Origin of the sequence: Pseudomonas sp. 43A, from assembly GCF_013363935.1 — a bacterium.
In the GTDB taxonomy this organism is placed as follows: Bacteria; Pseudomonadota; Gammaproteobacteria; order Pseudomonadales; family Pseudomonadaceae; genus Aquipseudomonas; species Aquipseudomonas crudilactis.
On the sequence record NZ_CP054880.1, the window covers coordinates 223,351 to 247,554 of the forward strand.

At 57.2% G+C, this 24,204-nt stretch carries 19 protein-coding genes; 9 read left to right on the forward strand and 10 right to left on the reverse strand.

Translation table 11 applies throughout. The features are described from left to right. Window positions 1-8: 8 nt before the first annotated feature. Both rsmG and mnmG read right to left on the reverse strand, forming a co-directional pair. A complete protein-coding gene (gene rsmG / locus HUW52_RS01015) occupies window positions 9-653 on the reverse strand; it encodes a 16S rRNA (guanine(527)-N(7))-methyltransferase RsmG (RefSeq protein WP_007911906.1) in 645 nt (214 codons plus the stop codon). Further along, window positions 650-2,548 (reverse strand): tRNA uridine-5-carboxymethylaminomethyl(34) synthesis enzyme MnmG, encoded by a 1,899-nt coding sequence (gene mnmG, locus HUW52_RS01020; RefSeq protein WP_016984066.1) that lies wholly within the window; start codon window positions 2,546-2,548, stop codon window positions 650-652. The genes rsmG and mnmG overlap by 4 nt, the downstream gene beginning before the upstream one ends. 568 nt (window positions 2,549-3,116) lie before the next feature. Here mnmG and HUW52_RS01025 point away from each other — a divergent pair. From HUW52_RS01025 to HUW52_RS01035, 3 genes are all read left to right on the forward strand, one after another. Next, complete coding sequence (locus tag HUW52_RS01025) at window positions 3,117-3,623, forward strand: sigma-70 family RNA polymerase sigma factor (RefSeq protein WP_175552750.1); 507 nt, start codon at window positions 3,117-3,119, stop codon at window positions 3,621-3,623. Then, complete coding sequence (locus HUW52_RS01030) at window positions 3,623-4,570, forward strand: FecR domain-containing protein (RefSeq protein ID WP_175552751.1); 948 nt, start codon at window positions 3,623-3,625, stop codon at window positions 4,568-4,570. The genes HUW52_RS01025 and HUW52_RS01030 overlap by 1 nt, the downstream gene beginning before the upstream one ends. 119 nt (window positions 4,571-4,689) lie before the next feature. Further along, the gene (locus HUW52_RS01035) at window positions 4,690-7,125 is read left to right on the forward strand and encodes a TonB-dependent siderophore receptor (protein WP_175552752.1); all 2,436 of its coding nucleotides are present in this window, start codon (window positions 4,690-4,692) and stop codon (window positions 7,123-7,125) included. Between the two features lie 42 nt (window positions 7,126-7,167). Here HUW52_RS01035 and mnmE read toward each other — a convergent pair whose 3' ends face one another. The 5 genes from mnmE to rpmH all read right to left on the reverse strand — a co-directional run bounded on the left by mnmE (window position 7,168) and on the right by rpmH (window position 11,095). Continuing rightward, a complete protein-coding gene (gene mnmE / locus HUW52_RS01040; RefSeq protein WP_175552753.1) occupies window positions 7,168-8,538 on the reverse strand; it encodes a tRNA uridine-5-carboxymethylaminomethyl(34) synthesis GTPase MnmE in 1,371 nt (456 codons plus the stop codon). 81 nt (window positions 8,539-8,619) lie between these two features. Next, window positions 8,620-10,302 carry a membrane protein insertase YidC gene (gene yidC / locus HUW52_RS01045; RefSeq protein ID WP_175552754.1) on the reverse strand — a complete coding sequence of 561 codons (1,683 nt, stop codon included), beginning with the start codon at window positions 10,300-10,302 and terminating at the stop codon, window positions 8,620-8,622. Between the two features lie 2 nt (window positions 10,303-10,304). Next, window positions 10,305-10,550 (reverse strand): membrane protein insertion efficiency factor YidD, encoded by a 246-nt coding sequence (gene yidD, locus HUW52_RS01050; protein WP_010465488.1) that lies wholly within the window; start codon window positions 10,548-10,550, stop codon window positions 10,305-10,307. Further along, a complete protein-coding gene (gene rnpA, locus HUW52_RS01055; RefSeq protein WP_016984072.1) occupies window positions 10,543-10,944 on the reverse strand; it encodes a ribonuclease P protein component in 402 nt (133 codons plus the stop codon). Before rnpA ends, yidD begins: the two co-directional genes overlap by 8 nt. A 16-nt stretch (window positions 10,945-10,960) precedes the next feature. Then, entirely contained in the window at window positions 10,961-11,095 is a 135-nt protein-coding gene (gene rpmH / locus HUW52_RS01060; RefSeq protein ID WP_003213577.1) for a 50S ribosomal protein L34, read from the reverse strand. Between the two features lie 566 nt (window positions 11,096-11,661). Here rpmH and dnaA point away from each other — a divergent pair. From dnaA to HUW52_RS01085, 5 genes are all read left to right on the forward strand, one after another. Further along, window positions 11,662-13,191 (forward strand): chromosomal replication initiator protein DnaA, encoded by a 1,530-nt coding sequence (gene dnaA / locus HUW52_RS01065; RefSeq protein ID WP_016984073.1) that lies wholly within the window; start codon window positions 11,662-11,664, stop codon window positions 13,189-13,191. Between the two features lie 39 nt (window positions 13,192-13,230). Beyond that, window positions 13,231-14,334, forward strand: coding sequence for a DNA polymerase III subunit beta (dnaN, locus tag HUW52_RS01070; RefSeq protein WP_007911887.1), 1,104 nt, complete (start codon window positions 13,231-13,233; stop codon window positions 14,332-14,334). Window positions 14,335-14,348: 14 nt separating this feature from the next. Then, a complete protein-coding gene (recF, locus tag HUW52_RS01075) occupies window positions 14,349-15,452 on the forward strand; it encodes a DNA replication/repair protein RecF (protein WP_003220208.1) in 1,104 nt (367 codons plus the stop codon). Between the two features lie 5 nt (window positions 15,453-15,457). Beyond that, the gene (gyrB, locus tag HUW52_RS01080) at window positions 15,458-17,875 is read left to right on the forward strand and encodes a DNA topoisomerase (ATP-hydrolyzing) subunit B (RefSeq protein ID WP_175552755.1); all 2,418 of its coding nucleotides are present in this window, start codon (window positions 15,458-15,460) and stop codon (window positions 17,873-17,875) included. 146 nt (window positions 17,876-18,021) lie between these two features. Next, complete coding sequence (locus HUW52_RS01085) at window positions 18,022-20,145, forward strand: DUF6311 domain-containing protein (RefSeq protein ID WP_175552756.1); 2,124 nt, start codon at window positions 18,022-18,024, stop codon at window positions 20,143-20,145. Between the two features lie 47 nt (window positions 20,146-20,192). Here HUW52_RS01085 and HUW52_RS01090 read toward each other — a convergent pair whose 3' ends face one another. Beyond that, window positions 20,193-20,912, reverse strand: coding sequence for a response regulator transcription factor (locus tag HUW52_RS01090; RefSeq protein ID WP_016984075.1), 720 nt, complete (start codon window positions 20,910-20,912; stop codon window positions 20,193-20,195). Between the two features lie 184 nt (window positions 20,913-21,096). Between HUW52_RS01090 and HUW52_RS01095 the strand changes: the two genes are divergently transcribed. Then, window positions 21,097-22,629, forward strand: coding sequence for a HAMP domain-containing sensor histidine kinase (locus HUW52_RS01095; protein ID WP_175552757.1), 1,533 nt, complete (start codon window positions 21,097-21,099; stop codon window positions 22,627-22,629). 168 nt (window positions 22,630-22,797) lie between these two features. Here the strand turns inward: HUW52_RS01095 and HUW52_RS01100 are convergent, their stop codons facing one another. Continuing rightward, complete coding sequence (locus HUW52_RS01100; RefSeq protein ID WP_175552758.1) at window positions 22,798-23,577, reverse strand: 1-acyl-sn-glycerol-3-phosphate acyltransferase; 780 nt, start codon at window positions 23,575-23,577, stop codon at window positions 22,798-22,800. Between the two features lie 83 nt (window positions 23,578-23,660). Continuing rightward, the gene (gene gmhB / locus HUW52_RS01105) at window positions 23,661-24,200 is read right to left on the reverse strand and encodes a D-glycero-beta-D-manno-heptose 1,7-bisphosphate 7-phosphatase (protein ID WP_175552759.1); all 540 of its coding nucleotides are present in this window, start codon (window positions 24,198-24,200) and stop codon (window positions 23,661-23,663) included. Window positions 24,201-24,204 lie beyond the last annotated feature (4 nt).

A 24,204-nucleotide genomic window follows, 5' to 3' on the forward strand; every position in this document is an offset into this window, starting at 1 on the left:
GTTCCCAATCATGCCGTGCGGCGCAGTATCAGCAGATGGCGTTGGCCTTGGCAACCGGGTACGGCCAGGGCGTGTTCGCTATCGAGTTTGAAGTCTGCCGGCAATGCTACCAGCTCATCGGCCGGATGAACGCCCTTCATTGCCAGCCAGCGTGTATCTGCATCGCCCAAGTGGCGAGTCCAGTTGGTGAAGTTCTCCATACTGCTGAACGCCCGGGAAATGATCCCGTTGAACGGTTGCGCAGGCTGGAAGGCTTCGACACGACTGTGGATAACTTGCAGGTTATCCAGTTTGAGTTCGAGTTTGACCTGGGTCAGGAAGCGGGTTTTCTTGCCGTTGCTGTCCAGACAGGTCACTTGCGAATCCGGATACAGAATCGCCAACGGGATCCCCGGCATGCCGCCGCCACTGCCGACGTCGAGCCAGCGACCGTTTTCGATGAACGACATCACGCTCAGACTATCGAGCAAGTGTCGCGAAACCATTTCGTCCGGATCGCGCACAGCGGTCAGGTTGTAGGCCTGGTTCCATTTGATCAACAGGGCCAGATAACCCAGCAGCAGTTCGTGCTGGGTTTCAGTGAGATTGACACCGAGCTCGCGGGCTCCTGTGGATAACTCTTCGGCGTGTTGCGAAGTGACCTTAGAACTCAAGCGCTTTGCTCCAACTGACGGCCCGCGCCGCGTTTTTTCAAGTGAATCATCAATAGCGAAATCGCTGCCGGGGTCACACCCGGGATCCGCGAAGCCTGGCCCAGCGTCTCTGGTCGAGTCGCGCCGAGCTTGCTCTGTATCTCCTTGGAGAGACCGGAAATGTTGGTGTAATCGATATCCACAGGCAACTTCGTGTCTTCACTGGCGCGCAGACGGGCAATTTCGTCCTGTTGACGATCAATGTAACCGGCGTATTTGGTTTTGATTTCAACCTGCTCGGCGACCTGTGGATCTTCGGCGCCATTGCCGGTCACTTCGACCAGACCAGCGTAGTCGATTTCCGGACGGCTCAAGAGGTTGAGCAAGTTGTATTCGTGGGTCAACGGCGTACCGAACTTCTCGGCAATCGCATCGCCCTGCTGCGTATTCGGGCGAACCCAAGTGCTTTTCAGACGCTGCTCTTCCAGCTCGATGCTTTCGCGTTTCTTGCAGAAGGCCGCCCAACGCGCGTCATCGACCAGACCGAGCTCGCGACCTTTTTCGGTCAGACGCAGGTCGGCGTTGTCCTCGCGCAGAATCAGGCGGTACTCGGCACGGGAAGTGAACATGCGGTACGGCTCTTGGGTGCCGAGGGTGATCAGGTCGTCGACCAACACGCCGATGTACGCTTCATCGCGACGCGGGCACCAGGCTTCTTTGCCCTTGGCGCGCAGTGCAGCATTGGCGCCGGCGAGCAAACCTTGGGCGCCGGCTTCTTCGTAACCGGTGGTACCGTTGATTTGTCCGGCAAAGAACAGACCGCCGATGACTTTGGTTTCCAGGCTGTACTTCAGATCACGCGGATCGAAGTAGTCGTACTCGATGGCATAGCCCGGACGCACGATGTGCGCGTTTTCCATGCCGCGGATCGATTGCACGATCTGCAATTGCACGTCGAACGGCAAGCTTGTGGATATCCCGTTCGGGTACAGCTCATGGGTGGTCAAACCTTCCGGTTCGATAAACACCTGATGGCTTTCCTTGTCGGCAAAGCGGTGGATCTTGTCTTCGATCGACGGGCAATAGCGCGGGCCGATGCCTTCGATTTCACCGGCAGCGGAATACATCGGCGAACGATCAAGGTTCGCAGCAATGATTTCGTGGGTGCGGGCGTTGGTGTGAGTAATCCAGCAGCTGACCTGGCGTGGATGCTGTTCCTTGTTGCCCATGAACGACATCACCGGGATCGGCGTATCGCCTGGTTGCTCGGTCATCACCGAGAAATCCACAGACTTGCCGTCGATACGCGGCGGTGTCCCGGTTTTCAGGCGACCGACACGCAGTGGCAGTTCACGCAGACGGTGAGCCAGTGCAATCGATGGCGGATCACCGGCGCGGCCGCCGGAAAAATTCTGCAAACCGATGTGGATAAGTCCGCCGAGGAACGTACCGGTGGTCAACACCACGGAATCGGCGAAGAAACGCAGACCCATTTGCGTGACAACACCACGGACTTGTTCCTGCTCGACGATCAGGTCATCAGCAGCTTGTTGAAATATCCACAGGTTCGGCTGGTTCTCCAGGATTTCGCGGACAGCTGCCTTGTACAGAATCCGGTCAGCTTGCGCACGGGTCGCCCGTACGGCTGGGCCTTTGCGGCTGTTCAACACGCGAAACTGGATGCCGCCCAAATCGGTAGCTGTGGCCATCGCCCCGCCGAGGGCATCGATTTCCTTGACCAAATGGCTTTTGCCAATGCCACCGATGGCCGGGTTGCAACTCATGGCACCGAGGGTTTCCACGTTATGCGTCAGCAACAGGGTTTTTGCCCCCATACGTGCTGAGGCCAGTGCTGCCTCGGTACCGGCATGACCGCCGCCGATGACGATCACTTCAAAACGGGAAGGGAAATCCACCACGCACCTCGTGCCTGCTTAAGTAGGTAATTCAGGAATAGTTTGAGATCAGGTTTTTGGACCTGGTCGGCAAGTATAGGGACTTCGCCCTTCCTAAAGAACCCTTTGCACAAAATTTAACCAGCTGTGGAGAACTCGAGGTTAAAAGAATAAAAAAGAGAGAAATTTATAAAACCTTTGTTTTTATGTTTATTTCTACTGAAGCACGTTTCTGTGGATAGATTGCTACAAGCCTTTATATTCAATATGTACAGAGTTTCAAAACCCTGTGCCCATGTGCCAATGAGGCCCTTGGATAACCGCTGTAAGCCTGTGGATGAAAGGGGTGGTTATCCACAGGCGGGGTTATATCCAGTTTTCAGGCCCTGTTATCAACTGCCCTTAGTGGCAGTTATTCACAGGGCTTAATCCACAGAAAATCGATAAAACGGCTTTTCCGGACGCAAAAAAACGCCACGAAGGGTTCGCTGGGGACAAAGAAGCGGATGGAGGGAAGTGCGAGGGCTATTGTGAGAGAACGTAACAGGGGCTAATAATAGGCATTATCATTAACTCGTCAGTTTTCCCCATGTCCCTACCCGCCCACACTGCTGCGATCGAGCGAATCTACGAGCAACACCATTCGTGGCTATACGGGTGGCTCAAGGGAAAATTACATGACGCTTGCGATGCGGCGGATGTGGCGCATGACACGTTTGTGCGGATTCTGGCGGCGCGTAATGCTGCACAGATTCGTGATCCACGTGATTATCTGGCGACCATTGCACGCGGTCTGGTGATTGACCGTTATAGAAGACAGGCTATCGAAGCCGCGTATTTGCAGATCCTCGCGGCTCGTCCGCAAGCCACTGTCATCAGCGAGGAAGACAAGGCGCTGATCATCGAAACCCTGGTCGCTGTGGATAAAGCCTTGGCCGGGCTCGGCGCCAGAAGCCAACAGATCTTCACGCTCTCCCAGATCGATGGCCTGACTTATCAACAGATCGCACTGCAATTGAAGGTGTCATTGACCACGGTGAAGAAGCACATGATCCGCGCCCTGACGGAATGTGCCCTGATCATGGCGCAAAGTTGATGGCTATCGCCCCCAATCGCCAGATTTTTGAAGCGGCCGCCAGTTGGTACGTGCAGTTTCAGGCGGAGCCGCCAACACTCACCGAACAAAAGGCTTGGCAGCTGTGGATAGATAGTGACCCGGCGCATCTGGCGGCGTGGAATCAGATGGAACAATTGCAGCGCCACCTCGGTACGCTGCCGCAGGATCTGAAACGTCGTGCGCTGAATACGGGTCAGCAACGTCGCCAAGTGCTGAAATTGTTGCTGCTCGCAGCGGGGACGGGGTTCGTCGGCTGGAATGTTCAGCAACACACATCCCTGGGGAATGTCTGGGCCGACTATAAAACCGGGGTTGGCCAGCGCCGCAACATCGCGTTGGCCGACGGCAGCCAGATACAACTCAACACTGACACCGCAATTGATGTGTCTTTTGATGCGGCACATCGACTGATTCGTTTGCGCTCGGGTGAAATCCTCATTCAAACCGGCAAGCTTGGCGATCAACGGCCCTTTTTCGTCGAAACCGGGGATGGCCGGATTCAAGCACTCGGTACCCGTTTCTCCGTTCACCAGCTGTCGGGCTCTACCCGAGTTGGAGTGCTGGAAGACCGGGTCAGTGTTCAGCCCGCTGATGCATCAACGGCCGCAAGAATTCTGCAGGCAGGCGAAGGCGCCGATTTTGATCGGCAGCACATCGGGCCCGTTCATCCCTTCAAATCCTCTGAAGTGGCGTGGATCAACGGCCAATTGATCGTCCTCAATGCGCGCTTGGGCGATGTTATTGAAGAATTGGGCCGCTATCGGAGCGGCGTTTTACATTGCGACACGCGTGCCCGGGAGCTGCGGATATCCGGGACATTCCGCCTCAATTCAACCGACGCTGTCCTGGCCAATCTTCAGGCTTCGCTGCCGATCAACGTGCGCTATTTCACTCGATACTGGGTCTCGATCAGCCACAACACTTGATCGAAATTTCGCCTGGAGAAAATAAATCGACAACAGGGTTATCTTTTTTTGCCCTGACCCGGCCCTACAGGTAATCGCGATAAACGCGGCTCTTTGCCACCTTCAGGGCTTATCCACACATGCGTCTTCCCACGTTTCGTCAGCGTTTTTCCTACCACTGCATTGCCTATAGCTTACTGATGACCAGCGCCGCGTCCTGCCTGGTGATTAGCCATAACGCCGTCGCTGCATCGGTAGCCCAGCGTTACGCCATCGCCGCCGGCCCGCTGGATAATGCGCTGAGCCAGTTCGCCTCGGCCGCCAACGTGATTCTGTCGTTCTCGCCGCAACAGACCAGCCGCTTGCGTAGCGCCGGGTTGAACGGCAGCTTCACTGTCGACCAGGGATTCGCCCAACTGCTGCAAGGCTCGGGTTTGCAAGCCGTACCGCAGGCGCCGGGCAGTTATATTCTGCAGGCGCTGCCGAACGGTGATTCGCTGGAGCTCGCTCCGACCAACATCAACGGTCAGTTGGCCAATCCGATGAATCTGGATTACGCCGCCGACGTCGGATACAAGGCGCAGAACAGTCGAATCGGTACGAAAACCAGTACGCCGTTGTCGGAAACGCCACGCTCAGTGTCCGTCGTTACCGCCCAACGCATGAAGGATCAGAAATCTCAGACACTCACCGAGGTACTCGGCTACGTGCCGGGGATCTTTGCCCCACCGTTCGCCGCCGGCGACAGTCTGGCAGGAGACCTGTTCTACATTCGCGGTTTCAACGCCACCGATTATGGCTACGGTCTGTTGCGCGATGGACTACGCGTACAAGGCAACCGCTATGACACCAGCACTGAGCCTTATGGACTTGAACGGGTAGAGGTTTTCCGCGGCCCGTCTTCGCTTCTTTACGGGGAAAACGCCCCCGGCGGTCTGGTTAATCTGGTGAGCAAACGCCCGACCGCTGCACCGCAAGGCGAAGTGCAATTGGGTTATGGCTCGAACAATCGCCGGCAGATCGGCGTCGATGTCTCCGGCCCGCTCAATGACAGCGGCAATGTTCTCGGGCGCGTGGTGATGCTTGGCCGCAAGTCCGACACCCAGACCGACCACGTACCGGATGACCGAATCTACATCGCGCCATCGCTGACCCTGAATTTTGACGATTTCAACACCTTGACCCTGCTGGCCAACTACCAGAAGGATCACACCAACATGGAACTTGGCCTACCGGCCGCCGGGACATTGCTGACCAACCCCAACGGCAAGTTATCCAAAGGCACCCTGCTCGGCGACCCGGACTGGAACACTTTCGAACGAGAAACCTGGAGCACCGGTTACGAATTCAGCCACTCATTCAACGACGACTGGCAGTTCCGCCAGAACTCGCGCTACATGCAATCGCGCATCACCCGTCACGAAACCTGGCCAGGCAACCTCAACAACGCCGGGTTCGGCACGCGTCTGAACATGACCGCCTACGATCGCTACAACAAATCGATGGTGTATTCGCTGGATAACCAACTGGAAGGCAAATTTCAGGTCGGCGGTCTGGAAAATACCGTGCTATTCGGCGCCAGCTATGACCGCACTTCCTTCAATCAGGACTGGAATGCCGGCATTGTCGGGCCGATCGATGTGTATAACCCGGAGTACCTGCGCGACCCAACCACGCCGATTGCGGTGCAAAACACCTTGCTCGAGCAGCAGATGAAAGGGGTTTATGCACAGATCCAGAGCAAGTACGACCACTGGCTGTTTCTGCTCGGTGGCCGTCAGGACTGGGTCGATAGCGATTTTCGCGACAAGGTCGCCCAGTCGAGCAACATCAGCTCCGAGGACAAGAAATTCACTTATCAGGGCGGCGTGATGTACCAGTTCGACAACGGCATGACGCCGTATGTCAGCTACTCAACCTCGTTCGTACCGGTACAGCAGATTTCCAATGCCGGCGCGCCGCTCGACCCGATCACCAGCAGCCAATATGAAGTGGGCCTGAAGTACGAACCAATCGGCTGGGACACTGCCTTCACTGCATCGGTGTACGACCTGCGCAAAAAAGACGACACCTACTTCGACGCCACCACGTCGAGCTATCGCCAGGTGGGCGAAAGCCGTTCCAAGGGTGTGGAACTGGAACTGAACAGCAACCTGACCCAGAACCTCAATCTCACGGCGGCTTACACCTACACCGACGCGCGAATTACCAAGGATGCCGCGACGTCATTGGTCAAAGGCCATCAAATGACCGGCGTGCCGCGCAATCAGGCTTCGGTCTGGGCGAAATATCGATTCCTTGATGGCGACTTGAAAGGCCTGTACATCGGCGGTGGTGTGCGTTACTTCGACAGTGCCTTCGCCTACACGTCGCCTTCTCTCTACGGGAAGCTGGATGCCGGCGACGTCACCTTGGTGGATGCGGCCATCGGTTATCAGATCGATACGCACTGGAGCGTCGACCTGAATGCGAAGAACCTGTTCGACAAGGAATATGTGTCGGGTTGCAACGACGCTGGCCGTTGCTACTGGGGTGAAGATCGCACTCTGCTCGGCACGGTTTCCTACAACTGGTAAAACGAAAAAGGGGCTGTGGATAAATTGTCCACAGCCCTTTTTTCATTTGCCGATACAGAAGCTGGAAAAAATCCGTCCCAACAGATCATCAGAGCTGAATGCTCCGGTGATTTCACCGAGAGAATGCTGGGCCTGACGCAAATCCTCGGCCAGTAATTCCCCAGCGCCAGCCAAGGTCAGCTGGGCGCGGCCGTGTTCCAACGCTGCACTGGCGTGGCGCAAGGCTTCAAGATGCCGGCGACGTGCGCTGAAACTGCTTTCCGAGGTCTGCTCGTAACCCATGCAGGCCTTGAGATGATCGCGCAGCAGATCCAGACCTTCACCGGCCGACTTGGCGCTGAGACTGATCGTCACATGCCCGTCTTCGCTGGTTTCCAAAACAATGGCTTCGCCCGTTAGATCGGCCTTGTTGCGGATCAGCGTAACTTTGGCCGGATCCGGCCGGGTTTCGAGGAATTCCGGCCACAGGGCAAACGGATCCAGTGCTTCCGGAGCGGTCGCGTCGACTACCAGCAACACTCGATCCGCTTCACCAATGGCTTTCAACGCGCGTTCAACGCCGATCTTTTCCACATGATCATCGGTATCGCGCAAACCGGCGGTGTCGACAACGTGCAGCGGCATGCCATCAATGTGGATATGTTCGCGCAGGATATCCCGCGTGGTGCCGGCAATCTCGGTGACGATCGCCGCTTCCCGACCGGCCAACGCATTCAGCAGGCTGGATTTACCGGCATTCGGCCGCCCGGCAATCACCACAGTCATGCCGTCGCGGAGCAAGGCACCCTGCCCGGCCTCACGCAGTACTGTGGATAACTCATCACGGACTTTGTCGAGCATGCTCAGCACATGGCCATCGGCGAGGAAGTCGATTTCCTCTTCCGGGAAGTCGATGGCGGCTTCGACGTAGATACGCAGCCCGATCAGTTGTTCGGTCAAGTTATGCACACGCTGGGAAAACGCACCCTGCAAGGAACGCAGAGCATTACGTGCAGCCTGTGCAGAACTGGCTTCGATCAAATCGGCAATCGCCTCGGCCTGGGCCAGGTCGAGTTTGTCATTGAGGAAGGCGCGTTCGCTGAATTCACCGGGCCGAGCCAAGCGACACCCCAATTCCAGGCAACGCTTGAGCAACATATCCAGAACGATCGGGCCACCGTGGCCCTGCAATTCCAGAACGTCTTCGCCGGTGAACGAGTTCGGCCCCGGGAAATACAAAGCCAGACCTTCATCGAGCACTTGCTGGTCGGCACTGAAAAACGGCCCGTAATGGGCGTAACGCGGTTTCAGTTCGCGGCCGCTGATGGCTTTGGCCGCAACGCTGGCCAACGGCCCGGAAATACGGACGATGCCCACACCGCCGCGACCTTGAGCGGTGGCGACAGCGGCGATGGTTTCACGAGGTGTGCTCATAAACCGAAATCCAGACAAAAGTGGCAGATAGCAAAACGCCCCACTAGGGGGCGTTTTGAGTGGTGTTATCCACAGTGCAAGTTACGCCTCGGCTTTTTTCGTCGCCGCTTCGATCTTACGCGTGATGTACCACTGTTGTGCAATCGACAGGCAGTTGTTCACAACCCAGTACAGCACCAGACCAGCCGGGAACCACAGGAAGAAGAAGGTGAAGATGATTGGCATCATTTTCATGACCTTCGCCTGCATCGGATCCGGAGGCGTCGGGTTCAGCTGCTGCTGGATGAACATGGTTGCGCCCATGATGATCGGCAGAATGAAGAACGGATCCTTGATCGACAGGTCAGTGATCCACAGCATGAACGGCGCCTGGCGCATTTCCACGCTTTCCAGCAGAACCCAGTACAGCGAAAGGAAAACCGGCATCTGCACGAGGATCGGCAAGCAGCCACCCAACGGGTTGATCTTCTCTTTCTTGTACAGCTCCATCATGGCTTGCGACATTTTCTGCCGGTCATCGCCATGTTGCTCTTTCAGAGCAGCCAGTTTTGGCGCAACGGCACGCATGCGCGCCATCGATTTGTAGCTGGCAGCCGACAGAGGGAAGAAGATCCCCTTGATCAGCATGGTCAGGAAGATGATCGACCAGCCCCAGTTACCAACGATCGCGTGGATGTGTTGCAGCAGCCAGAAGATTGGCTGGGCAATGAACCACAGAATGCCGTAGTCGACGGTCAGTTCCAGACCTGGGGACAACTCTTTCAGCACAGCCTGGCTTTTCGGACCGGCGTACAGCACAGCGCTGGTTTCAACTTTGGCACCTGGTGCAGCGGTCAATGTAGGACCGGTGTAACCGATGATGTAGTTGCCTTTGCTGTCTTTACGGGTCTGAACGACGTTGTTTTCGCCCTTCGCCGGAATCCACGCGGTCACGAAGTAGTGTTGCAGCCAGGCTACCCAACCACCGGTGACGGTTTCTTTCAGCTGCGCCTTGTCCATGTCCTTCATGGACACTTTTTTGTACGGCTCCGAACTTGTCCACAGGGCGGCGCCCAGGTAAGTCGCGGTGCCAGTAGCAGTGGTGGACGAAGGGTCAGCGCTGTTATCACGCTTCAACTGAGCAAACATTGCGCCGTTCCAGGGCTGAGCGCTCTGGTTATCCACAATGTAGGAAACGGCTACGTCATACAGGCCGCGTTTCAAGGTGAAACGCTTGATGTAATTGACGCCGTCCTTGCTGAACTTCAGGTCTACGACCAGTTGGTCCTGACCGTCAGCCAGTTGATAAGTCTTCTTCTCCGAGGAGTAAACCGGACGACCGGCAGGATTTGCATCCGGACCGTTGGTGCCGATCAGACCGCTTTGTGCCAGATAAACACGTTCGCCGCCGTTATCGAACAGCTGGAACGGAACATCAGGACGATCCTGACGACGTGGATACAAAGGCAAGGTCAGTTGAGCAACATCGCCACCCTGTGGATCGATCGCGAGATCGAGCACGTCGGTTTTGATCTGGATCAGATCCTTGCTGGCGGCTACCGGTGTTTCGGCAGGTGCGCTGGTATCGCTAGCGGCGCGCGGAATATCGTCACTGGCGGCAGCATTATTGCCAGTGGCGGTGTCCGGCAAACCGGATGTAGTCGTACTGGAAGCAACATTCTGAGTCGGCAGGGCAGCCTGACCGTAGTCCTGGTTCCATTTAAGGACCATAACGTAGGCCACGATTGCCAGGGCGACGATCAGGATCGTGCGTTTGATATCCATGATTACTCGGCCATCGAAGAAGAACGGGAGGTAGGGATAGGTGGAACCGGGTCATAACCACCGGGATTCCACGGATGACAGCGACCTAAACGACGAAAGGTCAGCCAGCCACCGCGCAGAAGGCCATGATTTTCAATGGCTTCATACGCGTAGCAGGAACAACTGGGGTAGAAACGACAGTGGCTGGCCATCAAAGGACTAATGGCATAGCGATAAAACTGGATCGGAACGAGGGCCAGTTTACGCATCGGTACTGTCTACCCCTACAGTTTCGGTTTTGACTTCTGGAACTGGCTTGCTGCGTGCCAGACGCTTCCAGAGCTTGCCGAAATGCTGAATCAATTCGGGGTTTTCTACATCGCCCAGACCTTTGCGCGCGACGATAACGATATCCCAGCCGACCAGTGAATCCTGGTGCAGACGGAACGATTCGCGCATCAAACGTTTGAGGCGATTGCGCTCAACGGAGAGCTTTACGCTCTTTTTCCCGATAACCAGCCCGAGACGGGGGTGATCAAGATCGTTGTTGCGTGCAAGGAGCAGGAGATTTTTCCCCGGAACCTTGCCGGTAGGGGAGTCAAAGACTGCCTTGAAATGCCGGGGGGTAAGCAGACGCTTTTCCCGACTGAAGTCCTGACTCACCTCCAGTACCGGATTATCAAACTGCCAGACGCGCACGACCTTTGGCGCGGCGACGCGACAGGACAGCACGGCCGTTCTTGGTAGCCATGCGAGCACGGAAACCGTGGGTACGGGCGCGTTTGATAGTGCTTGGTTGGAAAGTACGTTTCATGTCGTGTTACCTGGTTCGTCCACAACGGGCCGGAATGGCCCCCGTTTTAAGAGACCGGGGATTCTAGAGAAAGCAAGCCTTCAGGTCAATTTCCAACCAACGTTTCCTTATAAATAGATCTCAAGGTGTTCTTTGCCTGATCACCTGCTCGCCATACATAAAAATAAAGAAGGGAATTATTTAAAGCTTTTCTGTAAAGCTTATAAAAGCTAGGCACGACTTCTTCTGTGGATAAGTGGCATCAGCCCATGTTTTACCTGATGTACAGAGAATGACAACTACAGTGGAAAACCGTGTTCAGCCTGTGCTGCGCTGTCGGATAACCTGTGCGTGGAATGGGCTGTTATCCACAGGCAGGTTATCCACCGAGTTCAACCCCCAGTTGTCCAGTGCCCTTAGAGGCGGTTATCCACAGAGCTTATTCACACACCGTTGGTCGCCTTTTTCCGATTTAACGCATTGATAAATCATGGTCACCGGGCAACCTGCATGTGGATAAGTGGACGGCTCGCCGCTACAATGGCCGCTTGTTTTTGCCTCACCGGCTTTCAACTTAGGGGATATCCGTGTCAGTGGAACTTTGGCAGCAGTGCGTGGAGCTTTTGCGCGAGGAGCTGCCTGCCCAACAATTCAACACCTGGATCCGTCCACTACAGGTCGAAGCCGAAGGCGACGAGTTGCGCGTCTACGCACCGAACCGTTTTGTGCTGGACTGGGTCAACGAAAAGTACCTGGGCCGCGTCCTTGAACTGCTGGATGAGCATGGCAACGGCATGGCGCCTGCGCTTTCCTTGTTAATAGGCAGCAAACGCAGTTCCGCTCCGCGTGCCGCACCGAATGCGCCGCTTGCAGCCGCGCAGGTTTCCCAGCAGGCCCAGGCAAATGCCACGCCTGTGAGTACGCCGGCCCCCATCCAGACGTCAGCGCCGGCAGCCAAGCGTTCGACGCAGAAAAGCGCCGAAGTCAGCGATGAACCGTCTCGCGACAGTTTCGATCCGATGTCCGGTGCTGCGTCGCAACAAGCTCCGGTCCGCGCCGAACAGCGCACCGTGCAGGTCGAAGGTGCGCTCAAGCACACCAGTTACCTGAACCGCACCTTCACCTTCGAAAACTTCGTCGAAGGTAAATCCAACCAGCTCGCCCGCGCGGCGGCCTGGCAGGTGGCGGATAACCCCAAGCACGGCTACAACCCACTGTTCCTTTATGGTGGCGTCGGCCTGGGTAAAACCCACTTGATGCACGCGGTGGGTAACCATCTATTAAAGAAGAACCCGAATGCCAAGGTCGTGTACCTGCATTCCGAGCGTTTCGTCGCTGACATGGTCAAGGCGCTGCAACTGAACGCGATCAACGAGTTCAAGCGTTTCTACCGTTCGGTGGACGCCTTGCTGATCGACGACATTCAGTTCTTCGCCCGCAAAGAGCGTTCGCAGGAAGAGTTTTTCCACACCTTCAACGCTCTGCTTGAAGGTGGCCAGCAGGTTATTCTCACCAGTGACCGCTACCCGAAAGAAATCGAAGGCCTTGAAGAGCGCCTCAAATCCCGCTTCGGCTGGGGCCTGACGGTTGCCGTCGAGCCGCCGGAACTGGAAACCCGCGTGGCGATCTTGATGAAAAAGGCTGACCAAGCCAAAGTCGACTTGCCGCACGACGCCGCGTTCTTCATCGCCCAGCGTATTCGTTCCAACGTCCGTGAGCTGGAAGGCGCGCTGAAACGCGTGATCGCCCACTCGCACTTCATGGGCCGCGACATCACCATCGAGCTGATTCGCGAATCCCTGAAAGACCTGTTGGCGCTGCAGGACAAACTGGTCTCTGTGGATAACATTCAGCGCACCGTCGCCGAGTACTACAAGATCAAGATCTCGGATCTGCTGTCCAAGCGCCGTTCGCGCTCGGTTGCACGTCCGCGTCAGGTGGCCATGGCCTTGTCCAAGGAACTGACCAACCACAGCCTGCCGGAAATCGGCGATGTGTTTGGCGGCCGCGACCACACGACCGTATTGCACGCCTGCCGCAAGATCAACGAACTTAAGGAATCCGACGCGGACATCCGCGAGGACTACAAGAACCTGCTGCGTACACTGACCACTTGATGAACACCAGCGCAGCTTATTAAGGCAAGGGACTAGACCATGCATTTCACCATTCAACGCGAAGCCCTGTTGAAACCCCTGCAACTGGTCGCAGGCGTCGTCGAGCGTCGACAGACCTTGCCGGTACTGTCCAACGTGCTGTTGGTAGTCGAAGGCCAGCAACTGTCGCTGACCGGTACCGACCTGGAAGTCGAACTGGTCGGTCGTGTGCAACTCGAGGAGCCGGCTGAAACAGGTTCCATCACCGTGCCTGCGCGCAAGCTGATGGACATCTGCAAAAGCCTGCCCAACGACGCGCTGATCGACATCAAGGTCGACGAGCAGAAGCTGGTCGTGAAGGCTGGCCGTAGCCGTTTCACTCTGTCGACTTTGCCAGCCAACGATTTCCCGACCGTCGAAGAAGGTCCGGGCTCGCTGACTTGCAGTCTCGAGCAGAGCAAACTGCGTCGTTTGATCGAACGCACCAGCTTCGCCATGGCCCAGCAGGACGTGCGTTATTACCTCAACGGCATGCTGCTGGAAGTGTCCGAAGGCATCATCCGCGCGGTGGCCACCGACGGTCACCGTCTGGCCATGTGCTCGATGAAAGCCGATATCGGCCAGCCGGATCGCCATCAGGTGATCGTGCCACGCAAGGGTATTCTGGAACTGGCGCGTCTGCTCACCGAGCCGGACGGCAATGTCAGCATCGTCCTGGGTCAGCACCACATCCGCGCGACCACCGGCGAATTCACCTTCACCTCGAAACTGGTCGACGGCAAATTCCCGGACTACGAGCGTGTTCTGCCGAAGGGCGGCGACAAGCTGGTATTGGGCGATCGCCAGGCGCTGCGTGAAGCGTTCAGCCGTACCGCGATTCTGTCCAACGAGAAGTACCGCGGTATCCGTCTGCAACTGGCCAGCGGTCAGTTGAAGATCCAGGCCAACAACCCGGAGCAGGAAGAAGCGGAAGAAGAAGTGGGCGTTGAATACAACGGCGGCTCGCTGGAAATCGGCTTCAACGTCAGCTACTTGCTCGATGTGCTGGGCGTGATGACCACCGAGCAGGTTCGTCTGATCCTGTCCGACTCCAACAGCAGTGCGCTGGTGCAAGAGTCCGACAACGACGATTCGGCTTACGTTGTCATGCCGATGCGTCTGTAATCAGCTGACCCTGGATGTCCTTAAGTCGTGTTTCGGTCACCGCGGTGCGCAATTTGCACCCGGTGACCTTCTCCCCCTCCCCCCGCATCAACATTCTTTACGGCGCCAACGGCAGCGGCAAAACCAGTGTTCTGGAAGCCATTCATCTGCTGGGGCTTGCCCGTTCGTTTCGTAGCACGCGTCTGTTGCCGGTCATCCAGTACGAACAGCTCGCCTGTACCGTGTTCGGTCAGGTCGAATTGGCCGAGGGTGGTCATAGCGCTTTGGGCATCTCGCGCGATCGTCAGGGTGAGTTTCAGATCCGCATCGACGGTCAGAACGCCCGCAGCGCAGCACAGCTTGCGGAGATCCTGCCACTGCAGTTGATCAACCCCGACAGCTTCCGCCTGCTCGAAGGTGCACCGAAGATTCGCCGGCAGTTTCTCGACTGGGGCGTGTTCCACGTCGAACCGCGTTTTATGGCCACTTGGCAGCGTTTGCAGAAGGCCTTGCGCCAGAGAAACTCATGGCTGCGGCATGGTACACTTGACGCCGTTTCGCAAGCGGTTTGGGACAGGGAACTGTGCCAGGCCAGCGCTGAAATCGATGAATACCGCCGCGCGTACATCAAAGCCTTGAAACCAGTCTTTGAACAAACCTTGAGCGAACTGGTTGAGCTCGAAGGTTTGACGCTCAGCTATTACCGAGGCTGGGACAAAGACCGGGAATTGAGCGCTGTACTGGCCGGTTCCGTGCAACGGGACCAGCAAATGGGTCATACCCAGGCCGGACCGCAACGGGCTGATTTGCGTCTTAGATTGGGCGCACACAACGCCGCGGACATTTTGTCCCGGGGTCAGCAGAAGTTGGTGGTCTGTGCGTTGCGGATTGCCCAAGGGCATCTGGTCAGCCAGGCCCGCCGCGGGCAGTGTATTTATCTTGTGGATGACTTGCCGTCCGAGCTGGACGAAAGCCACCGTCGCGCGCTGTGCCGCTTGCTGGAAGACTTACGCTGCCAGGTGTTCATCACCTGTGTAGATCACGAATTATTGAGGGAAGGCTGGCAGACGGAAACGCCAGTCGCTTTGTTCCACGTGGAACAGGGCCGTATCACCCAGACCCACGACCATCGGGAGTGAAGGCATTGAGCGAAGAAAATACGTACGACTCAACGAGCATTAAAGTGCTGAAAGGCCTGGATGCCGTACGCAAACGTCCCGGTATGTACATTGGTGACACCGACGATGGCAGCGGTCTGCACCACATGGTGTTCGAGGTGGTCGACAACTCGATCGACGAAGCCCTCGCCGGCCACTGCGACGACATCAGCATCATCATCCACCCGGATGAGTCCATCACCGTTAAAGACAACGGCCGTGGCATCCCGGTAGACGTACATAAAGAGGAAGGCGTTTCCGCCGCCGAGGTCATCATGACCGTCCTCCACGCTGGCGGTAAGTTCGACGACAACTCCTACAAAGTATCCGGCGGTCTGCACGGTGTAGGTGTGTCGGTAGTGAACGCACTGTCTGAAGAGCTGGTACTGACCGTACGCCGCAGCGGCAAGATCTGGGAACAGACCTACGTCCACGGCGTGCCTCAGGCACCGATGGCCATCGTTGGCGACAGCGAAACCACCGGCACCCAGATTCACTTCAAGCCATCGGCTGACACCTTCAAGAATATTCACTTCAGCTGGGACATCCTCGCCAAACGTATTCGTGAACTGTCCTTCCTCAACTCCGGTGTCGGCATCGTCCTCAAGGACGAACGCAGCGGCAAGGAAGAGCTGTTCAAGTACGAAGGCGGCCTGCGTGCGTTCGTTGAATACCTGAACACCAACAAGACTGCGGTCAACCAGGTGTTCCACTTCAACATCCAGCGTGAAGATGGCATCGGCGTGGAAATCGCCCTGCAGTGGAACGACAGCTTCAACGAGAACCTGTTGTGCTTCACCAACAACATTCCGCAGCGCGACGGCGGTACTCACCTGGTGGGTTTCCGTTCGGCACTGACGCGTAACCTGAACAACTACATCGAGCAGGAGGGTCTGGCGAAGAAGCACAAAGTCGCCACCACCGGCGACGATGCCCGTGAAGGTCTGACCGCGATCATCTCGGTGAAAGTGCCGGATCCGAAGTTCAGCTCGCAGACCAAAGACAAGTTGGTCTCTTCCGAAGTGAAGACTGCGGTCGAACAGGAAATGGGCAAGTACTTCTCCGACTTCCTCCTGGAAAACCCGAACGAAGCCAAGCTGGTCGTCGGCAAGATGATCGACGCCGCCCGTGCCCGTGAAGCGGCGCGCAAGGCCCGTGAGATGACCCGCCGCAAAGGCGCGCTGGACATCGCCGGCCTGCCGGGCAAGCTCGCTGACTGCCAGGAAAAAGACCCGGCACTGTCCGAACTGTACCTCGTGGAAGGTGACTCCGCGGGCGGCTCTGCCAAGCAGGGGCGTAACCGCAAGACCCAGGCGATCCTGCCGTTGAAGGGCAAGATCCTTAACGTCGAGAAAGCGCGTTTCGACAAGATGATCTCTTCCCAGGAAGTGGGCACCTTGATCACCGCACTGGGCTGCGGTATCGGTCGCGACGAGTACAACATCGACAAGCTGCGTTATCACAACATCATCATCATGACCGATGCTGACGTCGACGGTTCGCACATCCGTACCCTGCTGCTGACCTTCTTCTTCCGTCAGTTGCCGGAGCTGATCGAGCGTGGCTACATCTACATCGCTCAGCCGCCGTTGTACAAGGTCAAGAAAGGCAAGCAAGAGCAATACATCAAAGACGACGACGCCATGGAAGAGTACATGACGCAGTCGGCCCTGGAAGATGCGAGCCTGCACCTGAACGAAGAAGCCCCGGGCATTTCCGGTGAAGCACTCGAGCGTCTGGTGAACGACTTCCGCATGGTGATGAAGACCCTCAAGCGTCTGTCGCGCCTGTACCCGCAGGAGCTGACCGAGCACTTCATCTACCTGCCGGCCGTGAGCCTGGAAAAGCTTGGCGACCACGCAGCAATGCAAGAGTGGCTGGCCCAGTACGAAGCGCGTCTGCGCACCGTCGAGAAGTCCGGTCTGGTCTACAAGGCCAGTCTGCGTGAAGACCGTGAACGTGGCGTCTGGCTGCCAGAGGTCGAACTGATCTCCCACGGCCTGTCGAACTACGTCACCTTCAACCGCGACTTCTTCGGCAGCAACGACTACAAAACCGTCGTCACCCTCGGCGCTCAGTTGAGCACCCTGCTCGACGAAGGCGCGTACATCCAGCGTGGCGAGCGCAAGAAAGCAGTCACCGAGTTCAAGGAAGCACTGGACTGGCTGATGGCGGAAAGCACCAAGCGCCACACTATCCAGCGATACAAAGGTCTGGGCGAAATGAACCCTGATCAGCTGTGGGAAACCACCATGGACCCAAGCGTGCGCCGCATGCTGAAAGTCACCATCGAAGACGCCATTGGCGCAGACCAGATCTTCAACACCCTGATGGGTGATGCGGTCGAACCTCGCCGTGACTTCATCGAGAGCAATGCTCTCGCGGTATCCAATCTGGACTTCTAGGTTGCCAACTCCGCACAGGAAAGGCCCGCGCAAGCGGGCTTTTTTTTGCGTTCAATTTCGTCTTGAAGCGCGATACGATGCGGCTCTTTCGTCGCAGACAGGCGGCGGCCAGATTGTAGAAAAACGACTAAAAAAAGAGCAATCAATTGACTCATCAATGCGTAAGGAAGGATTCCGTCACACGTCTATCGGTCAATGTGCTGCCCCTGCTGTTGGGGATTCTGGCCTTTTTTATCGTCATCGGTCCAAGGGCGCTAAACCCGCAAAACATTGCGTGGCTGGGCAGCGGTGATCCGGCAACGCACTACCTTGGCTGGGTGTTTTTCAGGCATTCGCCCTGGTCGTTGCCGCTGGGGCTCAATCCTTCGTATGGATTGGAGCTGAGCAGCGCGATCATCTACTCGGATTCGAACCCGCTGCTGGCGTTGATCTTCAAACCCTTTGCCGCATGGCTTCCCGAGCCTTTCCAGTACTTTGGCCTGTGGCTGTTGTTGTGTTTTGTGTTGCAGGGCTGGTTTGCCTGGAAGCTGATGGGCCTGGCCACCGCCAACATTGCGCTGCGTTTGCTGGGGGCGGCACTGTTTCTGTTCAACCCGGCGCTGATTTCGCGGATGGGAGAGCACTTATCCCTCGCCGGGCACTTCCTGATCCTGGCCGCTCTGTATCTGGCCCTGCGCCCTCATGCCGAGCGGCGTTGTCTGGCCTGGGGCTCGTTGTTGGCGGTCGCGGCCTTGATACACGCTTATCTGTTGGCAATGGTTGGCTTGATCTGGCTGGCCGACTTGCTGGCCCGATCATTGAGGCGGCAGTTGCTGCTGAAGAGGTCGTTCGTCGAGCTGGTTGGCCTGCTGTTGCTGACCGGAGTGTGTTGCTGGCAAGCAGGCTATTTCACCGTTGAAGGTGAGGGACTGGCTTCATTCGGATTCGGATTGTTTCGCGCCAATGTGCTGACGTTTTTCGACCCCGCTGGATGGTCTCGCGTCCTCGGCGATATACCTGGCGTACCTGGGGATTCGGCCGGCATGGCTTTCCCGGGGCTGGGGGTGATGTTTCTGCTCGTTTGCGCGCTGTGGTTCATTTGCTCAGGCGAAGGCCAGATCGTTGCAACGATGCGCAAACGCTGGTTATTGCTGCTGGCACTGTCTGGACTGATGCTTTTTGCGTTCTCTAACAGGATCGGCGTCGGACCGCTCGAGTTCGTCTACTGGTTGCCTGACCCCGTCATTTCCATGGCCGGTATTTTCCGCGCTTCGGGGCGGATGATCTGGCCGGTCATGTACGCGGCGATCTTTGCGGTGGTGTTCCTGATCGCGCGTAACGCGGCGCCACGGACTGCGCTGTTGCTGCTGGTGACAGCCCTTCTGGTACAGGTCTTCGACACCCGTGCCGGTTGGGCAGGCATACGCCGGCAGCAGATGGTCACACCTGCTGCGACGTGGAAAACCCAGATGGTCAATCCGTTCTGGCAAAGCGCGGCAGCGCACTATCAGAAGGTCCGCTACGTGATTCCGCAGAACCTGACGGCTCATTGGATGACCCTCTCCGATTACGCGGGCCGGAATCATCTCGCCACCGATGCGGTGTACCTGGGCCGGGTGAGCGCGCAAGCGCAGGAGGATCTACAGCGTACTGCCGGCAGAACCATCGACTCCGGCAAGTATGAGCGCGATACCCTCTACGTGCTTGAGCAGCGGTCAGCGCTGCAAGCGGCGCTCAACGTGGATGACGACAGCGATATGCTGGCCAGGATTGACGGCTTCCATGTGCTGGCCCCGGGCTGGAAGCGCTGCGCTGATTGTCTGCCACTCATGGCCGGTGCTTCCCGGGATTTGATCCCTTCATTCGACGCCGGCGAAAAGCTGCAGTTTGTGGAGGGCAGTCGGGGCACGGCTGCACTTGGAAAAGGCTGGTGGTTTGCCGAGGCGTGGGGCACCGGATCGGTCGGGCCGGATGCCGAGATCATCCTGCGGCCCAAGGCTGGCGTGAGTTCACTGACGCTTGAAACCAACGCGTTCCTGTCTGAGAAAACGCCGCGCCAAACGGTGGATATCAGCATCAATAACGTGCCCGTAATCTCTGCCAGCCTGACCAACGCCACCAGCAATGCAATCAATATCAACCTGCCTGCCGAGGTGCAGGCCCTAGTTGCGCAACAAGGCGTCCTGCGTATCCAGCTGCATTTTCCGCTGGCAGTCAGTCCGCATGATCTCGGCTGGGGAGAAGACATCCGCAAACTGGCGATTGGATTGCTGGCATTGACCTTTCATTGATGACTGGTGCCAGCCAGGGCCAACGCAATGCCGTTGGCCTGCTCTCTTCACTCGCTCGTTGCCGTGACGCTCTCCAGCCGATATCCATACCCATAAATGGTCAGCAGTTGCCAACCCCGCTCCGCCGTCAGCCCAAGTTTGTTGCGCAGGCGGTAGATGTGCGTATCCAGCGGTCGCGAAGAGACCGCCTCTTCATGGGGCCAGAACCGCTCATATAGGTATTCACGTGACAACGGCCGCCCCAGATTACTGAACAGGCAGCGAGCGAGGCGGTATTCGCGCTCGGTCATGACGATGGGTTTAAGGTCGCGGGTGACGGTCAGTTCGGCGTCATCGAAGATCAGGTCATTGAAGCTCAGCACTTCGGTGGCAGCGCTGCGTGGCTGGCTATGCCGACGTAGTACTGCGGCGACTCGGGCTTTCAGTTCATTGGGGCGGAACGGCTTGCTCACATAATCATCAGCGCCGGCGTTCAGCGCCTGAACAATATCGCTCTCACCATCGCGACTGGTCAGCATGATTGCTGCCGGTGGCGCTTCCATGTGCTCGCGGGTCCAGCGCAGCAGGGATAGACCCGTGAGGTCGGGCAGTTGCCAGTCGAGGATCAGCAGGTCAAAGGTTTCCCGGCGTAGCTGTCGCAGCAGGTCCTCACCGCGTTCGAAGCTGTGAAGCGACCACGGCTGTTCACCGGCATCGGCCATTTGCTGCAGGGTTTGCTCGACCCGGCGCAGTTCGGCGGGTTCGTCGTCCAGTATCGCAACGCGCATACGCGGTGATTCCTTGATGCTTGGGTTGTTGGGCATGAACCATAGTCGCCGCGCCAACGCTATGAAAGTAAGCGGCCCGTCATGGGACGACGTCCGCTATGATTCTTCGAGTCTACGTCCTCAGACCTGTGACCCATGAATCCATTCGCCGCGCCCTGCCCTTTTTCCCGTGAATCCTCCTTCCATGAATAACGAACGTCGGCGTGAAAGCCGTGAGCCAAGTCAGGTTCAGCGATTATTTCGGCGACTGGTCCGTGAGTGGGTGTGGATAAGTCTAGTGCTGTTGCCGCTCACTGCACTGTTGTCTTATCGCGCGCAGGTCAATCTGCACGATGTCTCGCCGGGGTTGAGTGTTGCACTGTCAGTGGTATTAGTCGCCTGCGTGCTCGGGCTGCTGCTGTGGCGACCGCGTCTGGCACTGTGGATAACGCTCGTGGGTATCGCCTGTGTGTTGCTGAGCAGCGCCGGGCTCGCAGAAATCAGACGCTGGTGGTCGCCGACGCCGGCAGCGCTGGGCATGCTGTTTGGTTATCTGATCTGGAACTGGCGGCGCCTGAGCGTTGTGTTGACTTATTTTGGCTGGGAGTTGGCACGACTCGATCGTGAGCCAAAGGTGTTTCCCGAACGCCGCCGTACGCAATTCACGGGTGCTGATCGTTTGCAGGGCCAGATCATGGCGCTCGAACAAGCCATGAGCCGCACCCGCGATACCCGACGGTTCATTGCTGATGGACTGGAATATTTGCCGGTGGCAACGCTGATCAGCGACCCGACCGGGAAGATCCTGTTGGGCAATCGCAAGGCGCGAGGCCTCTTCGAACAGCCGTTAGTGGGCGACGACGTGCTCGATAAGTTGGCACAACTCGGTTATCCCGATCTGTCCACAACCCCTCGCCCGCTGATGTCGGCCCTGCCGCTGCTGGAGTTTCGCGATCACAAGGAGCGCAGCTTGCGCCTGGAGCGCGCGGCGCTGTTGCCGGTAGACGGCGATACGCCGATTGGCTGGCTGCTGAGTCTTACCGACCTCAGTGCCGAACGCGCTGCCGAGGAGCAACGCAGCGTGTTGTTGCGCTTTCTGTCCCACGACCTGCGTGCGCCACATTCGGCCATCCTGGCGTTGCTCGATGTTCATCGCCATCAGGCTGAAGCGGATGCGCCACTGTTTGAGCAGATTGAACGGCAAGTGCGCCGCGCGCTCTCGCTGACCGACGGCTTCGTCCTGTTGGCGCGGGCCGAGTCGCAGGCCTATCAGTTCCAGCCGAGCCTGTTTGCGATGCTCGTGCTCGACGTGCTCGATCAGGCACTGCCGATCGCGCAACAGAAAGGTATCGAGTTGCTCCACGACATGGATGAGCAGTCTCAGGAACGCCTGGTTTTAGCGGATCAGGGTCTGCTGACCCGCGCGCTGTTCAACCTGTTGGAGAACGCGATCAAATACAGCGGACCCAATACCACGGTTCGCCTTAATGTCAGTTGCCATGAAGAATGGCTGCGCTGCGAACTGAGCGATCAGGGTAAAGGCATTGCCGCCGAAGAATTGCCCGACCTGTTCATTCAGTACCGACGTTTTTCCTCTGCCCAAGGCATCGATGGCGTGGGCCTCGGCTTGTCGATGGTCAAAGCGGTAGTCGATCACCACGGCGGCAAAATCGAATGCCGCAGCGTGGTCGATCAAGGCACCACGTTCCTGCTTCAGTTACCGCTGATCCTCGAATGATCGCGCACAAAAAAACCGGCTATAACAGCCGGTTTTTTTACTTCCGAAAAAAACTTATGCACCTTTTACGGTGTTTTATGAGCTTGAGAAATATATAAGTAAATCAATCACTTAATTTCAATATTCAAGCGTTTTCAACAAAACCGTACACAGGTTATCCACAAAATCTCAGACAGCGATCTGATCATTTGAGGCCGGTGCTTGCGGGGCCGGTGGCAGCGAACCCATTTCGCGCTGCATCTTCTCGTTCCAGGCTTGCACCCGGTCGTTCAACTCGGCGATGGCGCGCGGACCCGTGCCTTCGGCATACATCGGCTCACCGATGACTACGGTGATCACGCCGGACTTCTTGCCCCAGCCGATTTTCGGCCAGAACTTGCCGGCATTGTGTGCAATCGGCAGCACCGGAAGCGCCGCATTCACCGCCAAAGCGCTACCACTGCGCGAGAACTTGCCGACAGTGCCAAACGGCACCCGAGTGCCTTCCGGGAAGATCAGCACCCAAACGTTGTCCTTGAGCAGTTCATCACCCTTGGCCGCGACTTGTTTCAGCGCCGCTTTCGGGTTGTCGCGATCAATCGCGATCGGCCGCAACATGGCCATCGCCCAGCCGAAGAACGGTACATAAAGCAGTTCGCGTTTGAGCACTTGGCTCAACGGCGAGAAATAAGCGGAGAGAAAGAACGTCTCCCAAGTGCTCTGGTGGTTCGACTGAATCACGCAAGGCCGGTCAGGCACGTTTTCAGCGCCTTTGATTTCGTAACGAATACCGAGAAACACCTTGGTCAACCACAAGGCGCAGCGACACCAGTACACGTTGATAAAACGATAACGCGCCTTGAACGGCAAAAACGGCGCGATAAAAAAACTCAAGCTGCACCACAGCAGGGAAGTGGTGCCCAGCAGCAGGTAAAAGAGAAAAATCCTGATGGCCCGCAGTATCGACATAGTGACGTTTACCGTTACGGGGCAATGCCCGAGTGTTCAAGCGCACTCCCGATCAATCCCTGGTCAGGAACTTCAGAAGTACTCTAGTTGTGGATAAGTTCTGCGGCAATCGCCGCCAGATCGTCAAAAATCAGAGTGCCAACCGGCAGGGTTTTGCCCTGAGTCTTTGCGCCTTTTCCGGTCTTTACCAAAACTGGCTGTGAATCGACGGCTTTGGCGGCCTCCAGGTCACCAAGGCTGTCGCCGACGAACCAGACATTGGTCAGCTCGACGTTGTAATGCGCGGCGATGGTTTTCAACATCCCCGGTTTCGGCTTGCGGCAATCGCAGCCTTCGTCCGGCCCATGCGGGCAATACACGATCAGCCCGACTTCACCGCCCTGCTCCGCTACCAGCTCGCGCAAGCGCGCGTGCATGGCATCCAGGGTGGCGAGGTCGTAATAGCCGCGAGCAATGCCCGACTGGTTGGTGGCCACCGCCACCGTCCAGCCGGCCTTGCTCAACTGCGCAATCGCTTCGATCGAGCCGGGCAATGGTATCCACTCCGCCACTGACTTGATGTAAGCGTCGGAGTCGTAATTGATCACTCCGTCCCGATCGAGAATCAGCAGTTTCAACAGCAATCCC

Coding starts and splice junctions, on each gene's coding strand:
- dnaN (WP_007911887.1), top strand. CDS start 13,231: ATGCATTTCACCATTCAACGCGAAGCCCTGTTGAAACCCCTGCAACTG.
- yidC (WP_175552754.1), bottom strand. CDS start 10,302: ATGGATATCAAACGCACGATCCTGATCGTCGCCCTGGCAATCGTGGCC.
- HUW52_RS01090 (WP_016984075.1), bottom strand. CDS start 20,912: ATGCGCGTTGCGATACTGGACGACGAACCCGCCGAACTGCGCCGGGTC.
- mnmE (WP_175552753.1), bottom strand. CDS start 8,538: ATGAGCACACCTCGTGAAACCATCGCCGCTGTCGCCACCGCTCAAGGT.
- HUW52_RS01035 (WP_175552752.1), top strand. CDS start 4,690: ATGCGTCTTCCCACGTTTCGTCAGCGTTTTTCCTACCACTGCATTGCC.
- yidD (WP_010465488.1), bottom strand. CDS start 10,550: ATGCGTAAACTGGCCCTCGTTCCGATCCAGTTTTATCGCTATGCCATT.
- rpmH (WP_003213577.1), bottom strand. CDS start 11,095: ATGAAACGTACTTTCCAACCAAGCACTATCAAACGCGCCCGTACCCAC.
- HUW52_RS01095 (WP_175552757.1), top strand. CDS start 21,097: ATGAATAACGAACGTCGGCGTGAAAGCCGTGAGCCAAGTCAGGTTCAG.
- HUW52_RS01030 (WP_175552751.1), top strand. CDS start 3,623: ATGGCTATCGCCCCCAATCGCCAGATTTTTGAAGCGGCCGCCAGTTGG.
- recF (WP_003220208.1), top strand. CDS start 14,349: ATGTCCTTAAGTCGTGTTTCGGTCACCGCGGTGCGCAATTTGCACCCG.
- HUW52_RS01100 (WP_175552758.1), bottom strand. CDS start 23,577: ATGTCGATACTGCGGGCCATCAGGATTTTTCTCTTTTACCTGCTGCTG.
- HUW52_RS01025 (WP_175552750.1), top strand. CDS start 3,117: ATGTCCCTACCCGCCCACACTGCTGCGATCGAGCGAATCTACGAGCAA.